General features: G+C 67.3%; 15 protein-coding genes. 12 read left to right on the top strand and 3 right to left on the bottom strand.

The genetic code is table 11. The annotated features are described in order from the left end of the window. Positions 1-103 precede the first annotated feature (103 nt). Complete coding sequence (locus BLQ58_RS15940) at positions 104-724, bottom strand: FMN-dependent NADH-azoreductase (RefSeq protein ID WP_092599886.1); 621 nt, start codon at positions 722-724, stop codon at positions 104-106. A gap of 114 nt (positions 725-838) precedes the next feature. Between BLQ58_RS15940 and BLQ58_RS15935 the strand changes: the two genes are divergently transcribed. The 8 genes from BLQ58_RS15935 (at position 839) to BLQ58_RS15900 (ending at position 11884) form a co-directional block, all read left to right on the top strand. Next, a complete protein-coding gene (locus BLQ58_RS15935) occupies positions 839-1837 on the top strand; it encodes a LysR substrate-binding domain-containing protein (RefSeq protein ID WP_092599883.1) in 999 nt (332 codons plus the stop codon). Between the two features lie 108 nt (positions 1838-1945). Next, positions 1946-2359 carry a DoxX family protein gene (locus BLQ58_RS15930; RefSeq protein ID WP_092599880.1) on the top strand — a complete coding sequence of 138 codons (414 nt, stop codon included), beginning with the start codon at positions 1946-1948 and terminating at the stop codon, positions 2357-2359. Between the two features lie 38 nt (positions 2360-2397). Beyond that, positions 2398-3000 carry a DUF4136 domain-containing protein gene (locus BLQ58_RS15925; RefSeq protein ID WP_092599877.1) on the top strand — a complete coding sequence of 201 codons (603 nt, stop codon included), beginning with the start codon at positions 2398-2400 and terminating at the stop codon, positions 2998-3000. A gap of 98 nt (positions 3001-3098) precedes the next feature. Continuing rightward, the gene (locus BLQ58_RS15920) at positions 3099-6707 is read left to right on the top strand and encodes a DNA translocase FtsK (protein WP_092599874.1); all 3609 of its coding nucleotides are present in this window, start codon (positions 3099-3101) and stop codon (positions 6705-6707) included. Positions 6708-6736: 29 nt separating this feature from the next. After that, entirely contained in the window at positions 6737-7084 is a 348-nt protein-coding gene (locus BLQ58_RS15915; RefSeq protein ID WP_092599871.1) for a cupin domain-containing protein, read from the top strand. A gap of 109 nt (positions 7085-7193) precedes the next feature. Then, on the top strand, positions 7194-8705 hold the full coding sequence (locus BLQ58_RS15910; protein ID WP_092599868.1) for a glycine betaine ABC transporter substrate-binding protein: 1512 nt from the start codon (positions 7194-7196) through the stop codon (positions 8703-8705). A gap of 61 nt (positions 8706-8766) precedes the next feature. Continuing rightward, the gene (locus tag BLQ58_RS15905) at positions 8767-10023 is read left to right on the top strand and encodes a cytochrome c (RefSeq protein WP_254775987.1); all 1257 of its coding nucleotides are present in this window, start codon (positions 8767-8769) and stop codon (positions 10021-10023) included. 4 nt (positions 10024-10027) lie between these two features. Further along, positions 10028-11884 carry an NAD(P)-binding protein gene (locus tag BLQ58_RS15900; protein ID WP_092599862.1) on the top strand — a complete coding sequence of 619 codons (1857 nt, stop codon included), beginning with the start codon at positions 10028-10030 and terminating at the stop codon, positions 11882-11884. A gap of 110 nt (positions 11885-11994) precedes the next feature. Here BLQ58_RS15900 and BLQ58_RS15895 read toward each other — a convergent pair whose 3' ends face one another. Further along, entirely contained in the window at positions 11995-12435 is a 441-nt protein-coding gene (locus tag BLQ58_RS15895; protein WP_092600252.1) for a MarR family winged helix-turn-helix transcriptional regulator, read from the bottom strand. Positions 12436-12880: 445 nt separating this feature from the next. Between BLQ58_RS15895 and BLQ58_RS15890 the strand changes: the two genes are divergently transcribed. Together BLQ58_RS15890 and BLQ58_RS15885 are read left to right on the top strand one after the other, a co-directional pair. Next, entirely contained in the window at positions 12881-13717 is an 837-nt protein-coding gene (locus BLQ58_RS15890; RefSeq protein ID WP_254775980.1) for a hypothetical protein, read from the top strand. Continuing rightward, positions 13714-14949: a BamA/TamA family outer membrane protein gene (locus BLQ58_RS15885; protein WP_092599859.1), complete on the top strand. Its 1236-nt coding sequence runs from the start codon at positions 13714-13716 to the stop codon at positions 14947-14949. Before BLQ58_RS15890 ends, BLQ58_RS15885 begins: the two co-directional genes overlap by 4 nt. A 30-nt stretch (positions 14950-14979) precedes the next feature. On the opposite strand, the gene BLQ58_RS15880 is transcribed toward BLQ58_RS15885, so the two are convergent. Further along, positions 14980-15522: a carboxymuconolactone decarboxylase family protein gene (locus BLQ58_RS15880; RefSeq protein ID WP_092599856.1), complete on the bottom strand. Its 543-nt coding sequence runs from the start codon at positions 15520-15522 to the stop codon at positions 14980-14982. 172 nt (positions 15523-15694) lie between these two features. Here BLQ58_RS15880 and BLQ58_RS15875 point away from each other — a divergent pair, with 172 nt between their 5' ends. Together BLQ58_RS15875 and BLQ58_RS15870 are read left to right on the top strand one after the other, a co-directional pair. Then, on the top strand, positions 15695-16675 hold the full coding sequence (locus tag BLQ58_RS15875) for a cupin domain-containing protein (RefSeq protein ID WP_092599853.1): 981 nt from the start codon (positions 15695-15697) through the stop codon (positions 16673-16675). After that, positions 16672-17610, top strand: coding sequence for a LysR family transcriptional regulator (locus BLQ58_RS15870; RefSeq protein ID WP_092599850.1), 939 nt, complete (start codon positions 16672-16674; stop codon positions 17608-17610). The genes BLQ58_RS15875 and BLQ58_RS15870 overlap by 4 nt, the downstream gene beginning before the upstream one ends. Positions 17611-17786: the final 176 nt, after the last annotated feature.

Genomic DNA, 17786 nt, shown 5'->3' with positions numbered 1-17786 from the left:
ACCTGTCTCAGGCAGCAACCGGCGCCAAGGGGATCGGCGCCGGTACTTCACGGAGGCGGGGTTACGGCTCCAGTCGAAAACCAGCTGGAAACAATCAGGCGGCTCAGGCGGCAGCCCGCAGTGCGTCGTTCAGGGCGGCGATTTCGGTCTTGGCCGTGGTCAGGCCGGCCTCGCGGGCTTCCGGACCCATGGCCAGACCGTGGGCGCGGACGAACGAGATATCGGTAATGCCCAGGAAGCGCAGCACCACGTCGACGGTCACTTCATGCAGATCCAGCGCCGCGCCGTCCTGGCGCACGCCGCCGCGCGACGACACCACGATGGCCTTCTTGCCCTTGGCCAGGCCTTCCGGACCATTCTCGGTGTAGCGGAACGTGCGGCCGGCTTGCGCGATGCGGTCGATCCAGGCCTTGAGCTGGCTCGGGATGCCGAAGTTGTATTGCGGGGCGCCAATCACGAGCACGTCGGCGGCCAGGAATTCGGCCAGATATGCCTCGGTGATGTCCAGTTCGGCCTGCTGGGCGGCGTTCAGGCCGTCCTTCGGACCGCCCAGCACGGGCAGCAGGTGGTTGCCGAGGTGGGCCGGCGCTTCGCGGTCCAGGTCGCGCACGGTGACCTTGGCGCTGGGGTTCTGGGCCACGAGGTCGGCCACGATGCTGGCGGTCAGGTTGCGCGAGACGGAGTTGTCGCCCAGTACGCTCGAATCGATCTGCAGGATGTTCATTGTCTGGCTCCACTAAGTTCGGTTGGGATGGCTGAAAGATATAGGCTGGCCATTGATGCCGGTAGTGAGGCAAAATGCAAATGATTGTTCTATGGATGCAACGGAGCGCCGACCATGCAGGATCTCAACGATTTGTCGCTGTTCGCCCAGGTTGTGCAGCACGGCAGCTTTTCCGCCGCCAGCCGGGCCACGGGCGTGCCCAAATCGCGCCTGTCCCGCCGAATCGCGCAGCTGGAGCGCGATCTGGGTGTGCAGCTTCTGCGCCGGACCACGCGTCAGGTGCGCGTGACGCCGCTTGGCGAGTCGTACTACGCCCATTGCCGCGACATGCTCCAGGCCGCCGAAGCCGCGCGTGAAGTGATCGACCGGTCGCGCGAGCAGCCGGGCGGCCATCTGCGGATTAGTTGTCCCGTTGCGATCGTCCAGATCCTGCTGGCGCCCAATATCGGCCATTTCATGCGCGCCAACCCTGGCGTCCAGCTGGAGATCGATGCCACGAACCGCCGGGTCGACGTGATCGGCGAGGGCTATGACCTGGCCCTGCGCGTGCGCAATGTGCTGGACGATTCCAGCCTGGCCGTGCGCACCTTTGGCAGGAGCGATATGAAGCTGGTGGCCAGCCCGGCGCTGCTGGACAGCATTGGCCGCCCGCGCACGCCGCAGGCGCTGGAGGGCATGCCCGGGGTTGCCCAGAAACCGCACGAAGGGCGCCACGTCTGGACGTTGTTCGACAAGGCGGGCGAGCCCGTCAATATTGGCTACGATCCGCGCCTGGTGTCCGACGAGTTCGCGATCCTGCGCGAGGCGGCCATCGCCGGCGTGGGCGTGGCCATGCTGCCGCGCATGTACTGCCGCGACGATGTCGAGCGCGGCGACCTCGAAGTGGTGCTGCCCCAGTGGGATCTGCCCATGGGCGTGTTGCACGCGGTGTTTCCGTCCCGGCACGGCGTTACGCCGGCACTGCGCCGCTTCCTCGATTTCCTGGCCGAGGTGCTGCCGGAACACGCGCGCAAGGTGGGCATGATGACGACGACCGGCGTGCCCATGCATGCTGCGCCGCCCACCGCGCCGCCGCCCGCGCGGTCCGGCGCCCAACAGGCGGACGCGGACTGAGTCAGGTCGCCGCCCCGGTGGCGCTGCGCCTTTACCTTCACGCTGGCACGATCTAAGGTAGTTGTGCAGGTCACATGCACCTGCATCAAACCGCAAGGAGCCATCGCGATGAGTCGTACGCAAGGAACGCAAGACCTGGGCAAGGCCATTCTCCGCATCGTGCTGGGCGCGCTGATCCTGTTGCACGGCATTTCGAAGCTGATGTCCGGCCCCGGCTTTGTCACGCAGGTGGTGACGCAGGCCGGCCTGCCCGCTGCGCTGGCCTACGGCGTCTACATCGGCGAGATCATTGCGCCCATCCTGCTGATCATCGGACTCTGGTCGCGCCTGGCCGGCCTGATCGTGGCCGTCAACATGCTGTTCGCGTTTGCGCTTGTCCATGCCAAGCAGCTTGGCGAGATGGCGCCCACCGGGGGCTGGGCGCTCGAACTGCAGGCGATGTACCTGGCGGCGGCGCTGGCGGTGGCCCTGCTCGGGGCGGGAAGGTTCAGCGTGGGCGGTATCGACGGCAAGTGGAACTAGCCAGCAGGACCTGATAACCCGGAAAGAGGGAGACTGCCATGTCAGCGCTGACGATTTCTCGCGTACCGGCCGCCCTCGGCGCGGTACTGGCCGCCGCGCTGGCAGGCTGCGCCACCGGCCCCGACATCCGTACCGACTACAACCACAGCACCGACTTTTCCCAATACCGCACCTTTGCCTTCCTGCCGCGCCTGGGCACGGACCGGCAGGGCTACGAAAGCCTGACGACGCAGTATCTGAAAGACGCGGTGCACAAGGAGATGACGGCGCGCGGCTACGAATACGCGCCGCGCCAGCCCGACCTGCTGGTCAACTTCAACATGCAGTTCCAGCAGAAGATCGTCAGCAGCCCGGCGCCGATGCCACCGCCCGGCTACATGGGCTATTACGCCTACCGGGGCGGACTCTACGCGCCGTGGCCCGGCTACGGCTTCTATAGCGATACCTACACCTATACCGAGGGCACGCTGAACATCGACCTGGTCGATGCCAGAAGGAATCAGCTGGTATGGGAGGGCGTGGCCCAGGGCGATGCCAGCCAGCCGGAGCGCCAGACCAGCCAGCTGATGATCGAGCAGGTGGTGGGGCAGATCTTCGCAAAGTACCCGTTCCGGGCGGGCATCGGGGCGCCGAGTCAATAAGGCGTGGCAAAGTCGTAAGTTTTTCCGCGCCGGGCCGGTCCCGCACAGCCAGACCCGCTACAATCGCTGCCCGTGGTTTTGAACGTGTCATATCAAAAATGGGTCTGGGCTGGTTCGGATTGTCGACCTTCTGGCTGTTGCCGCTTGTCTGGCGAACGGTGGGGCGTGCCCTCGCCGGCGATCGCCGCCTGTTCGGCCGTGGCTCGCTGCGTATATGGATGGGTACGGTCCTGGTGCTGGGTGCCAGTGCCACGCTGGAGGCGTTGACGGGCGGCGAGGGCGAAGGCGCCACCGCCGGCGGTGCCGTCGGGCATGCGCTGGCCGGCACGGTGGCCGGCATGCTGGGCTGGACTGGCGCGCTGCTGATGATGCTGGCCGTGCTGGGCCTGGCCGCACCGATGGTGTTCGGCGAAACCTGGCGTAGCCTGTTCCTGCTGCGCCGCCCGCGCGTGGATGCCGACGAGGCACCGGCTGCGGCGCCCGCTCGCAACGAATCGCGCATCGATACGCGCGTGGATTCGCGCTCCGATTTCCGCACTGATTTCCGCTCAGAGTTCCGCTCAGAGTTCCGCAACGATGCGCGCAACGAGGCGGCGCCCGCGCAGGCCGTGCCGCGCGAATCGGGCGATCGCTGGGAAACGACGTCGATGCCGGGGCAGGGGCGGCCGGCGCCGCGTCACAAGGGTATCGAGGCCGTATCCGCGCGCCGCCAGCCGGCCTGGCAACCGCCGCCGCGCACCCGCCAGTCGCCCCCGCAGCCGGGCGAGATCTGGCTGCATCAGGCCGGCGCCCCGGGCGCCGTGAAGTCCGAGCCGGTGGCCGCACCGGCCCGCGCCGCATCCCGGTCCGAAATGGCCGCGCCGCCGTCGCCGCAGGCCACGCCGCAGCCGAAGCGCCAGCCGCAGCCGCAACCTCACACCCGGCCTGAAGCCAGGCCCGCCGCACCGCAGGCCACCGTGGTCAGCAGCCCGTTCCGCAATCCGCAACTTGGCCTGCGTTCGGCCATCACGACGTTGCCTGAGGCCACCGCAAAGCCCGCCGCCGTGGCGGCAAACGCCGTTGTGGCCGTGGCGGCACTGGCTGAATCGGACGTGGCCATCGCCGAAGCGCCGCCTGTGCCCGAAACGCAGGCGGGCACGCCGGCGGACGCGCAAGCCGATACCCATGCCGTCTCGCGTGCCGCCGAGATCGCGGCCGATATCGCGATGATCGCGGCTGCCACCGACGCGGCGCAGGATGTCGCACCGGCGCAGGACGACGAGCCAGTCACGCTGGCGTCCATTCGCGATGAAGCGATGACGCTACTGGCCGAGCTGCGTGCGTTGGCCGGCAAGCCGATCGAAGCGCCCGCCGTCGAAGTGCCGGCGGAAGCCGAGCCGCTGGAAGCGGCGGCAGACCCGGCGCCGATTCCGGAGGCTGTCGATCCGCTGGCGACCGTGGCGCCTGTCGCGCTCGATCCGACGGTGGAACCCGAAGTGGATGCCGCTGCAGGGATGGTTATCGAAAAACCTTCCGCCGAGCCGTTCGCCTCGGAGCCGGTCGAGCTCGTCAAACCGGTCGAGACAGTCGGGGCCGCTGAGACGGCTGAGACGGCTGAGACGGCTGAGACAGCTGAGACCGTCCGGACCGCTGAGACCGCTGAGACCGCTGAGACCGGCCGGACCGCCGAGCCCATCGGGGCCGTCGAGACAGTCGAGCCCGTCGAGCCCGTCGAGACCGTCGAGACCGTCGAGACCGCCGAGCCCATCGAGCCCGTGGAGCCCGTCGATCCCGTCGAGCCCGCCGAGCCGCAATCCCAGGCGCCGGCAGCCCCGGTGCAATCGGCATCGGAAGCCATCGACGCCGCCGTTGCCGCGTCGATCTCGGAGGCCGAGGCTGAGGCTGAGGCCGGCATCGAACCGGCAACGGAAGCCGAAGCCGCCGCGGATGCGGCGGGCGATGCGGCAGCCGACCCGCCAGTCGCCATCGTCACGGCAGCACCCATCGAAGCTACGGATGCGCTGCAGCGGCCAGGTACCGTGCCGCCGGAGGAAGAGCCCGCCCCGGTGGAGGATGCGAATGCCTTCGTCCAGCCCACGCCAAAGCCGCGCATCGTGTTGCCGGCCGTGGTGGGTAACACGGTGGCGCTCACCCCGGCTGAGCCTGCGACCACCCAGACGTCATTCACGGTGGCGCCCGCGCCACTTCCGGTGCCGGCAGCCCCCCGCGTGGCGGTTGACTACCGCCTGCCCGGCGCCGACCTGCTGGAACCCGCGGCCGAAACCGGCGAAAGCGCGGAACAGATTTCCGAGGAACGCCTGCAGCAGACCGGCGAACTGATCGCGCAACGGCTGGCCGAGTTCAAGGTGCCGGTGTCGGTGGTGGGCGCCAGCGCCGGTCCGGTCATCACGCGTTTCGAGGTCGATCCGGCCGTCGGCGTGCGCGGCGCGCAGGTGGTGGGGCTGATGAAGGACCTGGCGCGCGCGCTGGGCGTGACGTCGATCCGCGTGGTCGAAACCATTCCGGGCAAGACCTGCATGGGGCTGGAACTGCCCAATGCGAAGCGCCAGATGATCCGCCTGTCCGAGATCGTCAGCGGCGCCGCATTCGACGCCCATGCGTCGAAGCTGGTGCTGGCGATGGGCAAGGACATCACGGGCAACCCCGTGGTGACGGACCTGGCCCGCGCGCCGCACCTGCTGGTGGCCGGCACGACGGGTTCGGGCAAGTCGGTGGCGGTGAACGCCATGATCCTGTCGATGCTCTACAAGGCCACGCCGGAAGACGTGCGCCTGATCATGATCGACCCGAAGATGCTGGAATTGTCGGTCTACGAGGGCATCCCGCACCTGCTGGCGCCCGTGGTGACCGACATGAAGCAGGCCGCGCACGCGCTGAACTGGTGCGTGGGCGAGATGGAAAAACGCTACCGGCTGATGTCGGCGCTGGGCGTGCGCAACCTGGCCGGCTACAACCAGAAGATCCGCGCGGCCGAAGCGGCTGGGCAGAAGGTGCCGAATCCGTTCTCGCTGACCCCGGACGCGCCGGAGCCGCTGTCGACGCTGCCGCTGATCGTGGTGGTGATCGATGAACTGGCCGACCTGATGATGGTGGCGGGCAAGAAGATCGAGGAACTGATCGCCCGGCTGGCGCAGAAGGCGCGCGCGGCGGGCATCCACCTGATCCTGGCCACGCAGCGGCCGTCGGTGGACGTGATCACGGGCCTGATCAAGGCCAATATCCCGACCCGCGTGGCGTTCCAGGTTTCGTCGAAGATCGACTCGCGGACCATCCTGGACCAGATGGGCGCCGAAAGCCTGCTGGGGCAGGGCGACATGCTGTTCCTGCCGCCGGGCACCGGCTATCCGCAGCGCGTGCATGGCGCCTTCGTGGCCGACGAGGAAGTGCACCGCGTGGTGGAGCACTGGAAGCAGTTCGGCGAGCCGGACTATGACGAAGCCATCCTGGCGGGCGACGTGCCCGAAGGCGCGGCCGATCTGTTCGGCGAAGGCGGCGGCGATGGCGAGGCCGACCCGCTCTACGACGAGGCCGCGCAATTCGTGCTGACGTCGCGCCGGGCGTCGATCTCGGCCGTGCAGCGGCAACTGCGCATCGGCTACAACCGCGCGGCGCGCCTGATCGAACAGATGGAAGCGGCCGGACTGGTGTCCCCGATGGGCCGCAACGGCACGCGCGAGGTCATCGCGCCCGGCGGCCCGGGCGACTGATCGGCACGCACCCGGAAAAGGCCATCGCCATGCGCGCCATCCAGGGCAACCTGCTGCACGACATCCCGGTCCATGCCGACGGCGAGGTCTTTACGGACCTGCTGTCGTGGCAGGCAACGGGCCGCGTCCGGATCGAGCGCATCGTCTCGAACGGCCAGGCCAGTCCGCCGGACTTCTGGTATGACAGCGCCGACGACGAGTGGGTGCTGGTGATCAGCGGCAGCGCCAATGTGGAAGTCGACGATGGCTCCCGCCACACGCTCGGCGCCGGCGACTGGCTGCAGCTGCCCGCCCATTGCCGCCATCGGGTGGCCTGGACCGACGCGGCGCAGCCCACGGTCTGGCTGGCTGTCCATGTGAGTCCGGAAGCAAAGTAACCGCCCGGGGCTGCCTGCGGGAAAGGGCGCACGCCGGGATTGCTTGTATGGCTCTCGTATGGCTTTATGATGTCGGGACAACTCACCCGGAGACTCCGGCTTGCCCCCCATGCCCCGGCTGCTCGTCGTCTGGTTCTCGCTTGCCTGTCTGTTCGGCCCGGCCACCGTCCACGCTGCCCAGCCTGACACCCTGCGCATTGGCTCCAAGCGGTTCACCGAGTCGTACATCCTTGGCGAAATCCTGGCGCAGGCCGCGACGCCCCATGTCGGCACGCGGCACCTGCAAGGCCTTGGCAACACGGCCATCGTGTTCGAGGCGCTCAAGGCCGGCAATATCGATGCCTATCCCGACTACACCGGCACGCTGGCCAGCGAAGTCCTGAAGCTGCCCGGCCGCGCCACGCTGGAGCAGATCAACGCCGCGCTGGCGCCGATGGGGCTGGGCGCCGCGATTCCGCTGGGATTCGAGAATACCTACGCCATCGCGGTTGCCGATGCCCGTGCGGGCAGCCTGCATACGCTGACCGATCTGGCGCGCCAGCCGAACATGCGGCTGGGTCTGTCGCACGAATTCCTGGGGCGGGCCGACGGCTGGCCGGCGTTGGTACGGGCCTACGGCCTGCCGCAGAAGCCGGTTGGCATCGACCATGGCATTGCATACGAGGCCCTGCGCAATGGGCAGATCGACGGCACCGACATCTACTCGACCGACGCCAAGATCCATAGATTCCACCTGCGCGTACTGGAAGACAACCTGCACGTATTTCCCGGCTACGAGGCCGTGATCGTGTACCGGCTGGACGTGCCGCAGCGATTTCCGGCCGCCTGGCAGGCGTTGCGGCAGTTGGCCGGGCGTATCACCGTGACCGACATGATCGACATGAACGCAGCGGCGGAGATCGGCGCGGAATCGTTCGTGGCCATTGCCCGGAAGTTTCTTTCGGGCCGGCCAGTCGCTGCGGCCGGTGGCGGCGAAGGCAGCGCCGGTGGCCAACGCCTGCTCTCGGTGCTGGTCAGTGCCGACACCTGGCGTCTGACGCTGCGCCACCTGGCGCTGGTGGGCGGCGCGGTGGGCGCGGCCGCGCTGGCGGGATTGCCGCTGGGCATCGTGGCGGCGCGTCGGCGCCGGCTTGGGCAGGTGCTGCTGGCGCTGGTGGGCATGCTGCAGACGGTACCGTCGCTGGCGCTGCTGGCCATGCTGATCCCGTTGCTGGGGCAAATCGGCGTCTGGCCGGCGATGATCGCGCTGTTCCTCTACGCGCTGCTGCCGATCGTGCGCAACGCATGCACCGGCCTGCAGGAAATTTCCCACGGCATGCGCGATGCGGCGCGGGCGCTTGGGTTCCGGCCGATGCAGGTGCTGCGCTACGTGGAAATCCCGTTGGCCATGCCGGTGGTGCTGGCAGGGGTGAAGACCGCCGCCATCATCAGCGTCGGCACGGCCACCATCGCCGCCTTCGTGGGAGCTGGCGGCTACGGCGAGCGCATCGTCACCGGCCTTGCGCTCAATGATTCGACGCTGCTGCTGGCGGGCGCCATCCCGGCCGCGCTGCTGGCGCTGCTGGTGCAGGGCGCGTTCGGCGGCGTGGAATGGTGGACGCGCCGCCGGCGTGTGTCGTGAGGCCAACCTGTCCGTGATACCCATGCGTGGATTCAAGATATTCCGATACTGGTGGCTGGCGATGGCCCTGATGCCGATGGCCGGCAGCGCGCTGGGCGCTGGGCCAGCCGCCGCCGATCAGGTCGCACGCGGGCGTTATCTGGCCCGCATCGCCAACTGCGTGGCCTGCCACACGGCCGAAGGCGGCGCACCCATGGCGGGCGGCCTGCCGTTGCAGACCGGCGTCGGCACGGTGTACTCGACCAATATCACGCCCGACGCCGAAACCGGGCTCGGGCGCTATTCGCTCGACGATTTCGATCGCGCGGTGCGTCACGGCAGGGCGCGCGACGGCAAGCGGCTGTACCCGGCCATGCCCTATACGTCGTACGCGAAAATGACGCGCGACGACGTGGCAGCGCTCTACGCCTGGATGCGCAGCGAGGTGAAGCCGGTGCGACAGGCCAATCGCGAGACAACGCTGCAATGGCCATACAGCATGCGCTGGCTGCTGGTGCCCTGGAACTGGCTGAACCTGCGCGACGATCCGGTGCGGGCCGACGCGAAGCAGGGCCAGGCCTGGCAGCGCGGCGCCTACATCGTGCAGGCCGTGGCCCACTGCGGCGCGTGCCACACGCCGCGCGGCATGCTGTATGGCGAGAAGGGCATCGACGAACGGAGCCGCCACTTCCTGTCGGGTGCGACCGTCGAGGGGTGGTCGGCCACCAATCTCACCGGCGATGTCTTGACCGGGCTTGGGGCGTGGTCGAAAGCGGATCTGGTGGAGTACCTGCACACGGGCCGCAACGCCCACGCCACGTCGTTCGGGCCCATGTCCACGGTGATTGCCACGTCCACGCAGTACATGAGCCCCACTGATCTCGATGCCGTGGCCACGTACCTGAAATCCATCGCCGGCGCACGGGGCGAGACACAGCCATTCCGCTACGACGCGACGGCACAGCAGCAGCTCGATCAAGGCCGCTTCGACACGCCTGGCGCGCGCCAGTACGCCACCTTCTGCATGCCTTGCCACCAGAGCACCGGCAAGGGCTTTGCGCGGGTGTTTCCGCCGCTGGCCGGCAATCCGACCGTGGTTGATCCGAATCCGGCATCGCTGGTCAACCTGCTGCTCGATGGCGCGGTGACGGCACGCGTGGATACGGCGCCCACCGACTATCACATGCCCGGCTATGGCTGGACCCTCGAGGACCAGGAGCTGGCCAATCTCTTGACCTTCATCCGGGGCAGCTGGGGCAATCGCGCCGCGCCGGTGACCCAGGAAGCCGTGGCCGATCGACGCCGTGCGATGGGCGTGCGCGCCCCCGAGACTCCATGACGCCATGACGATCACCCGCAGAGACTTTCTGAACGGCACCGCCCTGACCGTGGCGGCGGGCCTGGCCCCGGCACAGCTGCTGGCGGCCCCCGGTGCGGTCACGGGCACCTATCCGCCCGCGTTGACGGGCCTGCGCGGCAACCATGCCGGCACCTACACGCTGGCGCACAGCCTGGCGCGCGAAGGGGCCACGTATCCCGGCGTGCTGGCCCGGGAAGCCTACGACCTGGTGGTGGTGGGCGGCGGCATCAGCGGCCTGGCGGCGGCGTGGTTCTATCAGCGCCGGTTCGGCGCCCGGCGGCGCATCCTGATTCTGGACAATCACGACGATTTCGGTGGCCATGCCAAGCGCAACGAGTTCACGGTGCGTGGCCGCACGCTGGTCACGTACGGCGGCAGCGCCGAGATGCCGCCGTCAGCCAACGACAACGCCGCCGTGCGCGCGCTGCTGGCGGGGCTGGGGCTGGCGCCCACCGCGCAGGCGCGGGCCTTGCCCGGCGAAGACTACGAACGCCGCGGCCTCGGCCGCGCCGTGTTCTTCGATGCCGGGCATTTTGGCCGCGACCAGTGGCTGGCCGGCGATCCGTATGCCGGCATTGTCGATGCACGCTTGCGCGGCGCCTCGGTATCGACCGACGCCACAGACAAGCTGCGCGGATTTCTGGAGAAAGCGCCATTGCCAGCAGCGGATCGCGAGGCGCTGCTGAGGCTGGCGCAGGGTGCCACCGATTATCTGGCGGGGATGCCGGCCGAGACCCGGCGCGCGTATCTGCCATCCACGCGCTACGCCACGTTCTTGCGCGACAAGGCCGGGCTGGGACTGGGCGCGTTGCGTTTCCTGCGCAGCCGCAGCCAGGATGCCTATGCGCTGGATGCCGACGGGATCTCCGTGGCGCAGGCCATCGCCATCGGCTTGCCGGCGGGCGCTGGCATGCCCGACCCGGGCGTGGATGCGCGGCTGGGCAAGTCGCCGGCCTCGCGCCAATGGTTTGCAGATGGCAATGCCACGCTCGCCCGGGCGCTGGTGGCGCAACTGGTGCCCGACGTGCTGCCGGCCGGCAGCATGGCGGCAGGCGTTGCCGGCACCAGCCGCATCGACTACGGCAGGCTCGATCAGGACGGCAGCGCCGTGCGCATCCGGCTCAACAGCACGGCGATCGCGGTCGAGCCCGATGTGCGCATCACGCGCGTGACCTACGGCTGGCAGGGCAATCTGCAACGCGTCGAGGCGCAGCACGTGATCGTGGCCGGCTACGGCATGATGGTCCCGTTCATCGTGCCGACACTGCCGGCGCCGGCCAAGGCTGCGCTGCGCTCGGACGTCAAGGCGCCGCTTGTCTATGCGAAGGTGGCACTCGACAACTGGCGCGCCTTCGACGCCTTGAAGGCGTGGCGCATCCATGCGCCCACCATGGCCTATTCCGATCTCTGGCTGGAGCCCGCCGCTGGCGGGCGGGACGATCCTGTCGTGCTGCACATGCTCTATGTGCCGACCGTGCCCGACAGCGGCATGCAGGCGCGCGAACGCTTCCGCGCGGGGCGGGCGTTCCTGCTGGGCACGCCCTTCGATGTGCTGGAGCGGGATATCCGCGCGCAGCTGGATCGCATGCTGGCGGCGGGCGGCTTTCAATCGGCCCGAGATATTCGCGCCATCACCGTCAACCGCTGGGCGCATGGCTACAGCTATATGCCTTCCACGCTGGCGCCTGACGACGCAGGCCTGCAAGGCGCGCTGGATCAGGCGGGTCTGGGCGTCGGCAACGTCCGTATTGCCGGGGCCGATGTGGCCGGAAGTCCTTCGGTCACCGCAGCCATCGACCAGGCGCAGCGCGCGGTGTCGTCGTTGCGGGCAGACAGTTGAGAAAGCGTGTCAGCGGGTAACTCGCGGCAGGATGGTACCGGGTTGGCGATGCCCGGCCCGACTCAGGCTGGTCGCGGTATTTCTCCGCACGTGCCGCGCATAACCCGGATTCAACCACCATTCACGAATTTGTACAGGAGCCGGCGAAACTCCTCGAATTCCTCAACAGTAAATCCCTGCAATCGCTGATTCAATACTTCCGGTGCAATAGTCGGGATTTCGGAGGCAATACTGCGGCCTTTCGGTGTCAGGGTCAAATTAACCACGCGGCGGTCGTCAATGCTGCGGCTGCGTTCGAGCAGGCCCTTTTCCTCGAGCTTGTCGAGCATGCGCGTCATCAGGCCGCTATCGATGCCCAGGAGCTTGCTGATCTCGAACGGGGTGCTCGCCATCCCCCGGGTGAGTGAAAGCAGAATACCCATTTGTTGGCCGTTGATGTCCAGCGGGCGCAGCGCCGAGTCCATTTCCATCAGAAGGCTGTTGCGGGCCTTGTTCAGGTGGAAGCCAATGCTTTGCGTCAGCTGGAAATTGTCAGGTGTGTAGTGCTTCACGACGGTTTCCTTTTGCGTTGCACTGATCGAAAGTTGATCGGTCAGCAACCGATCCACGCCCCGAGCGAATGCTGTGTTGCGGGCATTCGTCGGACCGTAGTCTGGCAAAACCGCTGAGGAATGGGAATTCAATTTTATTGTGTCTTGAATTAGATGAAATGAAATGCGTGAAACTGTGTCGGCAAGATTTTCCGCGGTGCAATTGAAGGCAATTGGATAATCCCCCGTACGGGTTATTGAATGACTCGACATTATGTCAATGTGTGACGCCGGTAATGCTTTCGCCTGCAATATCACGGCGCCACTGAGCGAAACCGCTTAAGGCGGATTGCGAGAAAGTTCATCACGGCGCGGCGTCCATCCGGCGGGGCACTCCGGTACATTGCCCGGCAGGGGCTTGATATGCCACACAGGCCCATGTCGATCTTGTTCTGGAGTTCACCTGATGCGAGTGCCAGCTGGACGAAAATCCGCACGTAAATCGCTACGACCGTTCGTAGGCCAGGTTGCCGTCAGTCTCTGTATCGCCACGGGCGCCTTTCCGGGTGGGGCGAGCGCGCAATCGAGCGCCGAACTGGCCAACAAGAGCAACAACCCGCTGAACCTGGCGCCGTCATTCAATATCCAGAATTTCTATTCGCCCCGGCTGTATGGCAGCAATGCCCATACCAACGATCTGCTGTTGCGCCCGACCATCCCGGTGGCGCCGGGCAGCCTGATCGGCGTGCCCCAGATATTTCGGGGCACGGTGCCCATCAGTACCCGCCCCAAGGCCGACGGCTCGTACGAAACCGGCCTCGGCGACATCAACCTGTTCGATATCTTCCTGTTGCGCAGCGAAGGCATGCAGATCGGCGCAGGGCCGTTGCTGACGATGCCGACCGCCACCGACCCCAGCCTTGGCACGGGCAAGTGGCAGGCCGGCGTGGCGGCCGTGGTGGTGGACCCCTCGCCGGCGCGGCTGCTGGGCATGCTGGTGCAGTGGCAGCATTCGTTCGCCGGGCAAAGCAGCCGGCCCGACGTGCAGTCGCTGACGGCCCAGCCGTTCATGATCTTCAACCTGCCGCACGGGTGGTACGTGCGATCCACGGGGACGTGGACGTTCGATCTGCAGCATGGCACCTACTACGTGCCGATTGGCCTGGGTGCGGGCAAGGCGTGGAAAGAAGGCCACACCATCTTCAACGCGTTTATCGAGCCGCAGTATTCCGTGCTGCACGAGGGCAGCGGCGTTCCGCAATGGACGATATTCGCCGGCCTCAACATGACCTTCGGCAAATGAAGCGTACCTGGGCAGTATTCGCGGTGATGGCCTCGACGTGGTTGGCCAGCGCGCCGGCCCCGGTGCGCGCCGAGCCCGATCTGCCGGACGGTGCGGCCGCGGCGTTGCCCGTCCCCTCGGCCGTGCCGTCCGGGGCACCGTCGGCGGCGGACAATGCGCCAGCGCCCAAGCCCAAGCTGTCGCTGTTCGACCCGGAAGACGGGATGTTCGACATGAGCGACTTCCTGCTTCACCACAAGGGCGCGCTGCCGGTGCCGACGATCATCACCGAGCCGGCGGTGGGCTATGGCTTCGGGCTCGCGCTGGCATTCTTCTCGGAGTCGATGGCCGATGCCGCGGCGGAGGCCAGGGCGTCGGGCCAGGGGCCGGCGCCGCCCAACATCACGGCCGTTGGCGGGGCATACACCGAAAACGGTACCTGGGCAGCCGGTGCGGCGCACTTCCACACCTGGAACGGCGACCGCATCCGCTATCTGGGCGCAATCGGCAAGGTCAACGCCAACCTTGATTACTTCGGCGTGCAGAACCAGCCGCGCGCCTATTCGCTGGACGGATTCATGCTGGTGCAGCAAGTGCTGTTCCGTGTGGCCGATTCCCATTGGTACATCGGTCCACGCTATGTCTATGCCGATACCACGGCGACCTTCAAGTTTGGCGCTTTGGCCAATGAACTGGGACCGATCGACAAGAGCCAGCGCATCGGCAAGGGCGGCCTGGTCATCGACTACGATTCGCGCGACAACATCTTCTTTCCGAACAAGGGCAGCTACGCGGAATTCGAGGCCCAGTTCGCGCGTGGCGGCCTGGGCAGCACGCAAGACTTCAACATGTTCAACGCGCGCGGCTTTACCTGGCTGCCGCTGGCGCGCACGTGGATCCTGGGGCTGCGGGCCGATACCAGATTCTCGTCGGGCGACGTGCCGTTCTACGCGCAGCCATATGTGGACCTGCGCGGCGTTCAGAAGGGCCGCTACCAGGACCGCAACGCGCTGGTGGCCGAGGCCGAGCTGCGCTGGGACGTGACGCCGCGCTGGTCGGTGCTGGCGTTTTCCGGCATGGGCAAGGCCTACGGCCGCTGGAACGACTTTTCCGACGCCTCCACCGTTGTCAGCGTCGGCGGCGGCTTCCGCTACATGATCGCCCGCAAGCTGGGCCTGTCGATGGGCATCGACGTGGCCCACAGCAAGAACCAGAACGCGTTCTACCTTCAGGTGGGCAGCGCCTGGCACTAGGCGCTGCCGCTCCGTCCGCGCGTGACCGCCTCAGACCACGCCCGGGAAGTCCAGCGTGGTGTCGTTGACGCGATTGAGCATGTTGGTGAACAGGATCGCGCTGATCGCCTGGATGGCTTCCACGATCTGCGTATCGCTGTAGCCGGCGGCACGCACCGCCTCGACGGTGGCGGCCGGCACGGTGCCACGGGTGCCCACCAGTTCCACGGCGAAACGTGTCAACGCATCGATCTTCGCATCTTCCGGGAAAGTCCCCCGGCGCAACTGCTGCGTCTGTTCCACGCTGAAACCTGCCATCCTGGTCGCGGTCAGCGTATGGGCGGCCAGACAGTAATCGCAACCGCTATGCTCGCTGACGGACAGGTTGATCGCCTCCAGTTCCTTGGCGGACAGGCTGCCTTGCTTCAGCACGGCGTTGGTCTGCAGCGCCTGCGCCAGCACGGCCGGGGCGTTGCTGCCGATGGTGGCGTAGGCGTTCGGCACCTTGCCGACGGCCTTGCGGATGGCGCCGAACAGTTCGGCTGTCTGGCCCGTGGCGTCCTGGGCGGCGATGGTGTGCAGGCGGGTGGTCATGGTGCGACTCCTTGAGATCGGGTTGGATATCAGCTTGGGTATCAGGGCCAGGGCGCCGCATCCGGCTGGTTGCAGCACTGCCTTGGTATCAATGGTAGGTGCGACGGCGATCCGGATGGATTAGAATCCACTCAACTTTTTGCTTGATCGTCTCACCTCCCCGAACGTCACCATGGACAGCCTGAGTGAACTGGTGCGCCTGCTGGCGCCATCCGGTACCGTCGACCTGCATTGCCGGGTGGCGGGTGCCTGGTCCGCCCACAACGCGCAGGCCGCGCCGGGGCACGTGCCGTACCACGCCATCCTCGACGGCCACGCCGATGTATCGATGGGCAGCGAGCCGCTGCGCGTGGGGGCAGGCGATGTGCTGCTGTTCCCGCACGGGGCGGCGCATACGTTGTCGGGCGTGCACGGCGGCACGACACGCCAGGGGGCGGCTTCCGGGCCGGAATCGCGCCATTTCAACGGCGTGGTGACCGAGGTGACCGTGCCGGGGGCGGCCGAGCCGCTGGACATCCTCTGTGGAACTTTCGTGCTTGGCAGTTCGGCGGGCGTGCTGCTGCGCGCGCTGCCCGAGATGCTGTGTGTCAGGACCGGCGCCAACGGTGACGCCGGACTGCGCTGGCTGCGTGGCCTGATCGGCATGATGCATGTGGAAGCGGACGCGCCGGGGCCCGGCAGCGCGGCGATCATCGCCGATCTGTCAACGGCACTGTTCACGGTGCTGCTGCGCACGCTGATCGCGCAGGGGGCGGTGTCGCATGGCGTGATGGCGCTGATGGCCGATGCGCGGCTGGCGCGGGCGGTGGACGCCGTGGTACGCCATCCCGAACGGCCGTGGACTGTCGACAGCCTCGCGGAAGTCTGCAACGTGTCGCGGGCCACCCTGGCCCGGCGCTTTGCCCAGCTTGGCATCACGCCACTGGAACTGGTGACCACGCTGCGCATGGAACGGGCCGCCCGGCTGCTGCGGCGGGACGGACTGTCGGCGGCGGCGGTGGCCGAACAGTGCGGCTACGCCTCGCAGGCCGCCTTCGGCCGGGTGTTCGCCCAGCATTTCGGTCTGGGACCGGGCGCGTATCGCCGCCAGCATCGCGAGCTTCGCAACGTACGCAGCAGCGCGACGCCCCATTCGACGGGGGCGGCGGCATGAGTACGGGCGGCACCACAAGAACGCCGAGCCGCGCCGGCGCCGGCGACAACTGGGACGACTATCGATACTTCCTGGCTGTGGCGCGCGGCGGCACGCTGTCGGCTGCGGCCGCGCAACTTGGCACCGAGCACACCACGGTCGCCCGCCACGTCCAGGCACTGGAACGGGTACTGAACACGCGCCTGTTCCACAAGAGCCATGTCGGTTACGCGCTGACGGCTGCCGGCGAACGGCTGCTGGCCACGGCCGAGGCCATCGAGAGCGCGCTGCTGGCGTCGAAGGCAGCAGCGGCGGGCGAGCAGGATATCGCGGGCGTCGTGCGGGTGGGCGCACCGGACGGCTTCGGCAGCATGTTTCTGGCGCCGCGCATCCATACGCTGACGGCCCAGCATCCGCGGCTGGAAGTGGAGATCTTTGCCGCGGCGCGCCTGTTCAGCCTGACCCGGCGCGAAGCCGATATCGCCATCGGCCTGTCGGGGGCCGATCATCTGCGCGTGGCGTCGCGCCGCCTGACCGACTATCGGATGTACGTTTACGGCGCGAAGTCGTACCTGAAGCGCGCCGCGAAGATCCACACGAAGCAGGACCTGCTGGCGCATCCGTTTATCGGCTATGTGGAAGAACACCTGTTTTCGCCGGAACTGAACTTCGCCAGCGCGACGGGCGTGGACTACCACCCCCGCGTGCGCAGCACGAATCTCCTGACCCAGGTACAGGCCACGTTGGCGGGACAGTGCCTGTGCATCATTCCAGCCTACGTGGCGGCGGCGTTTCCGCAGCTGGTGCCGGTGCTGCCCGATCAGGTGGAAGTGACCCGCACCTTCCACATGCATGTGCACGAAGACCACTGGAAAGCCGCACACGTGCGCGCGGTGGCCAACTTCATCGCCGAACAGGTCGATGCCAGCGTCTCGCTGTTCATGACCGGCGAGTGAGCCTGTCCGGGCGTCGCGTTGTGCATTTCTGCACAATCGATGCGGATTTAGGGGCTGTCGTTGTGCGGAAAGCCCGCGAATAATGGTGGCGTTTTCATCATCGATGTTTCCATCCGTGCCTGCCGCCCCTGCTGCCGCCTCCAACCATGCTGTCCCCGCCGCCGTTGGTGATGCGC

This window comes from Ralstonia sp. 25mfcol4.1, assembly GCF_900104095.1.
In the GTDB taxonomy this organism is placed as follows: domain Bacteria; phylum Pseudomonadota; class Gammaproteobacteria; order Burkholderiales; family Burkholderiaceae; genus Cupriavidus.
This window is presented reverse-complemented; position numbering and strand designations above follow the sequence as displayed.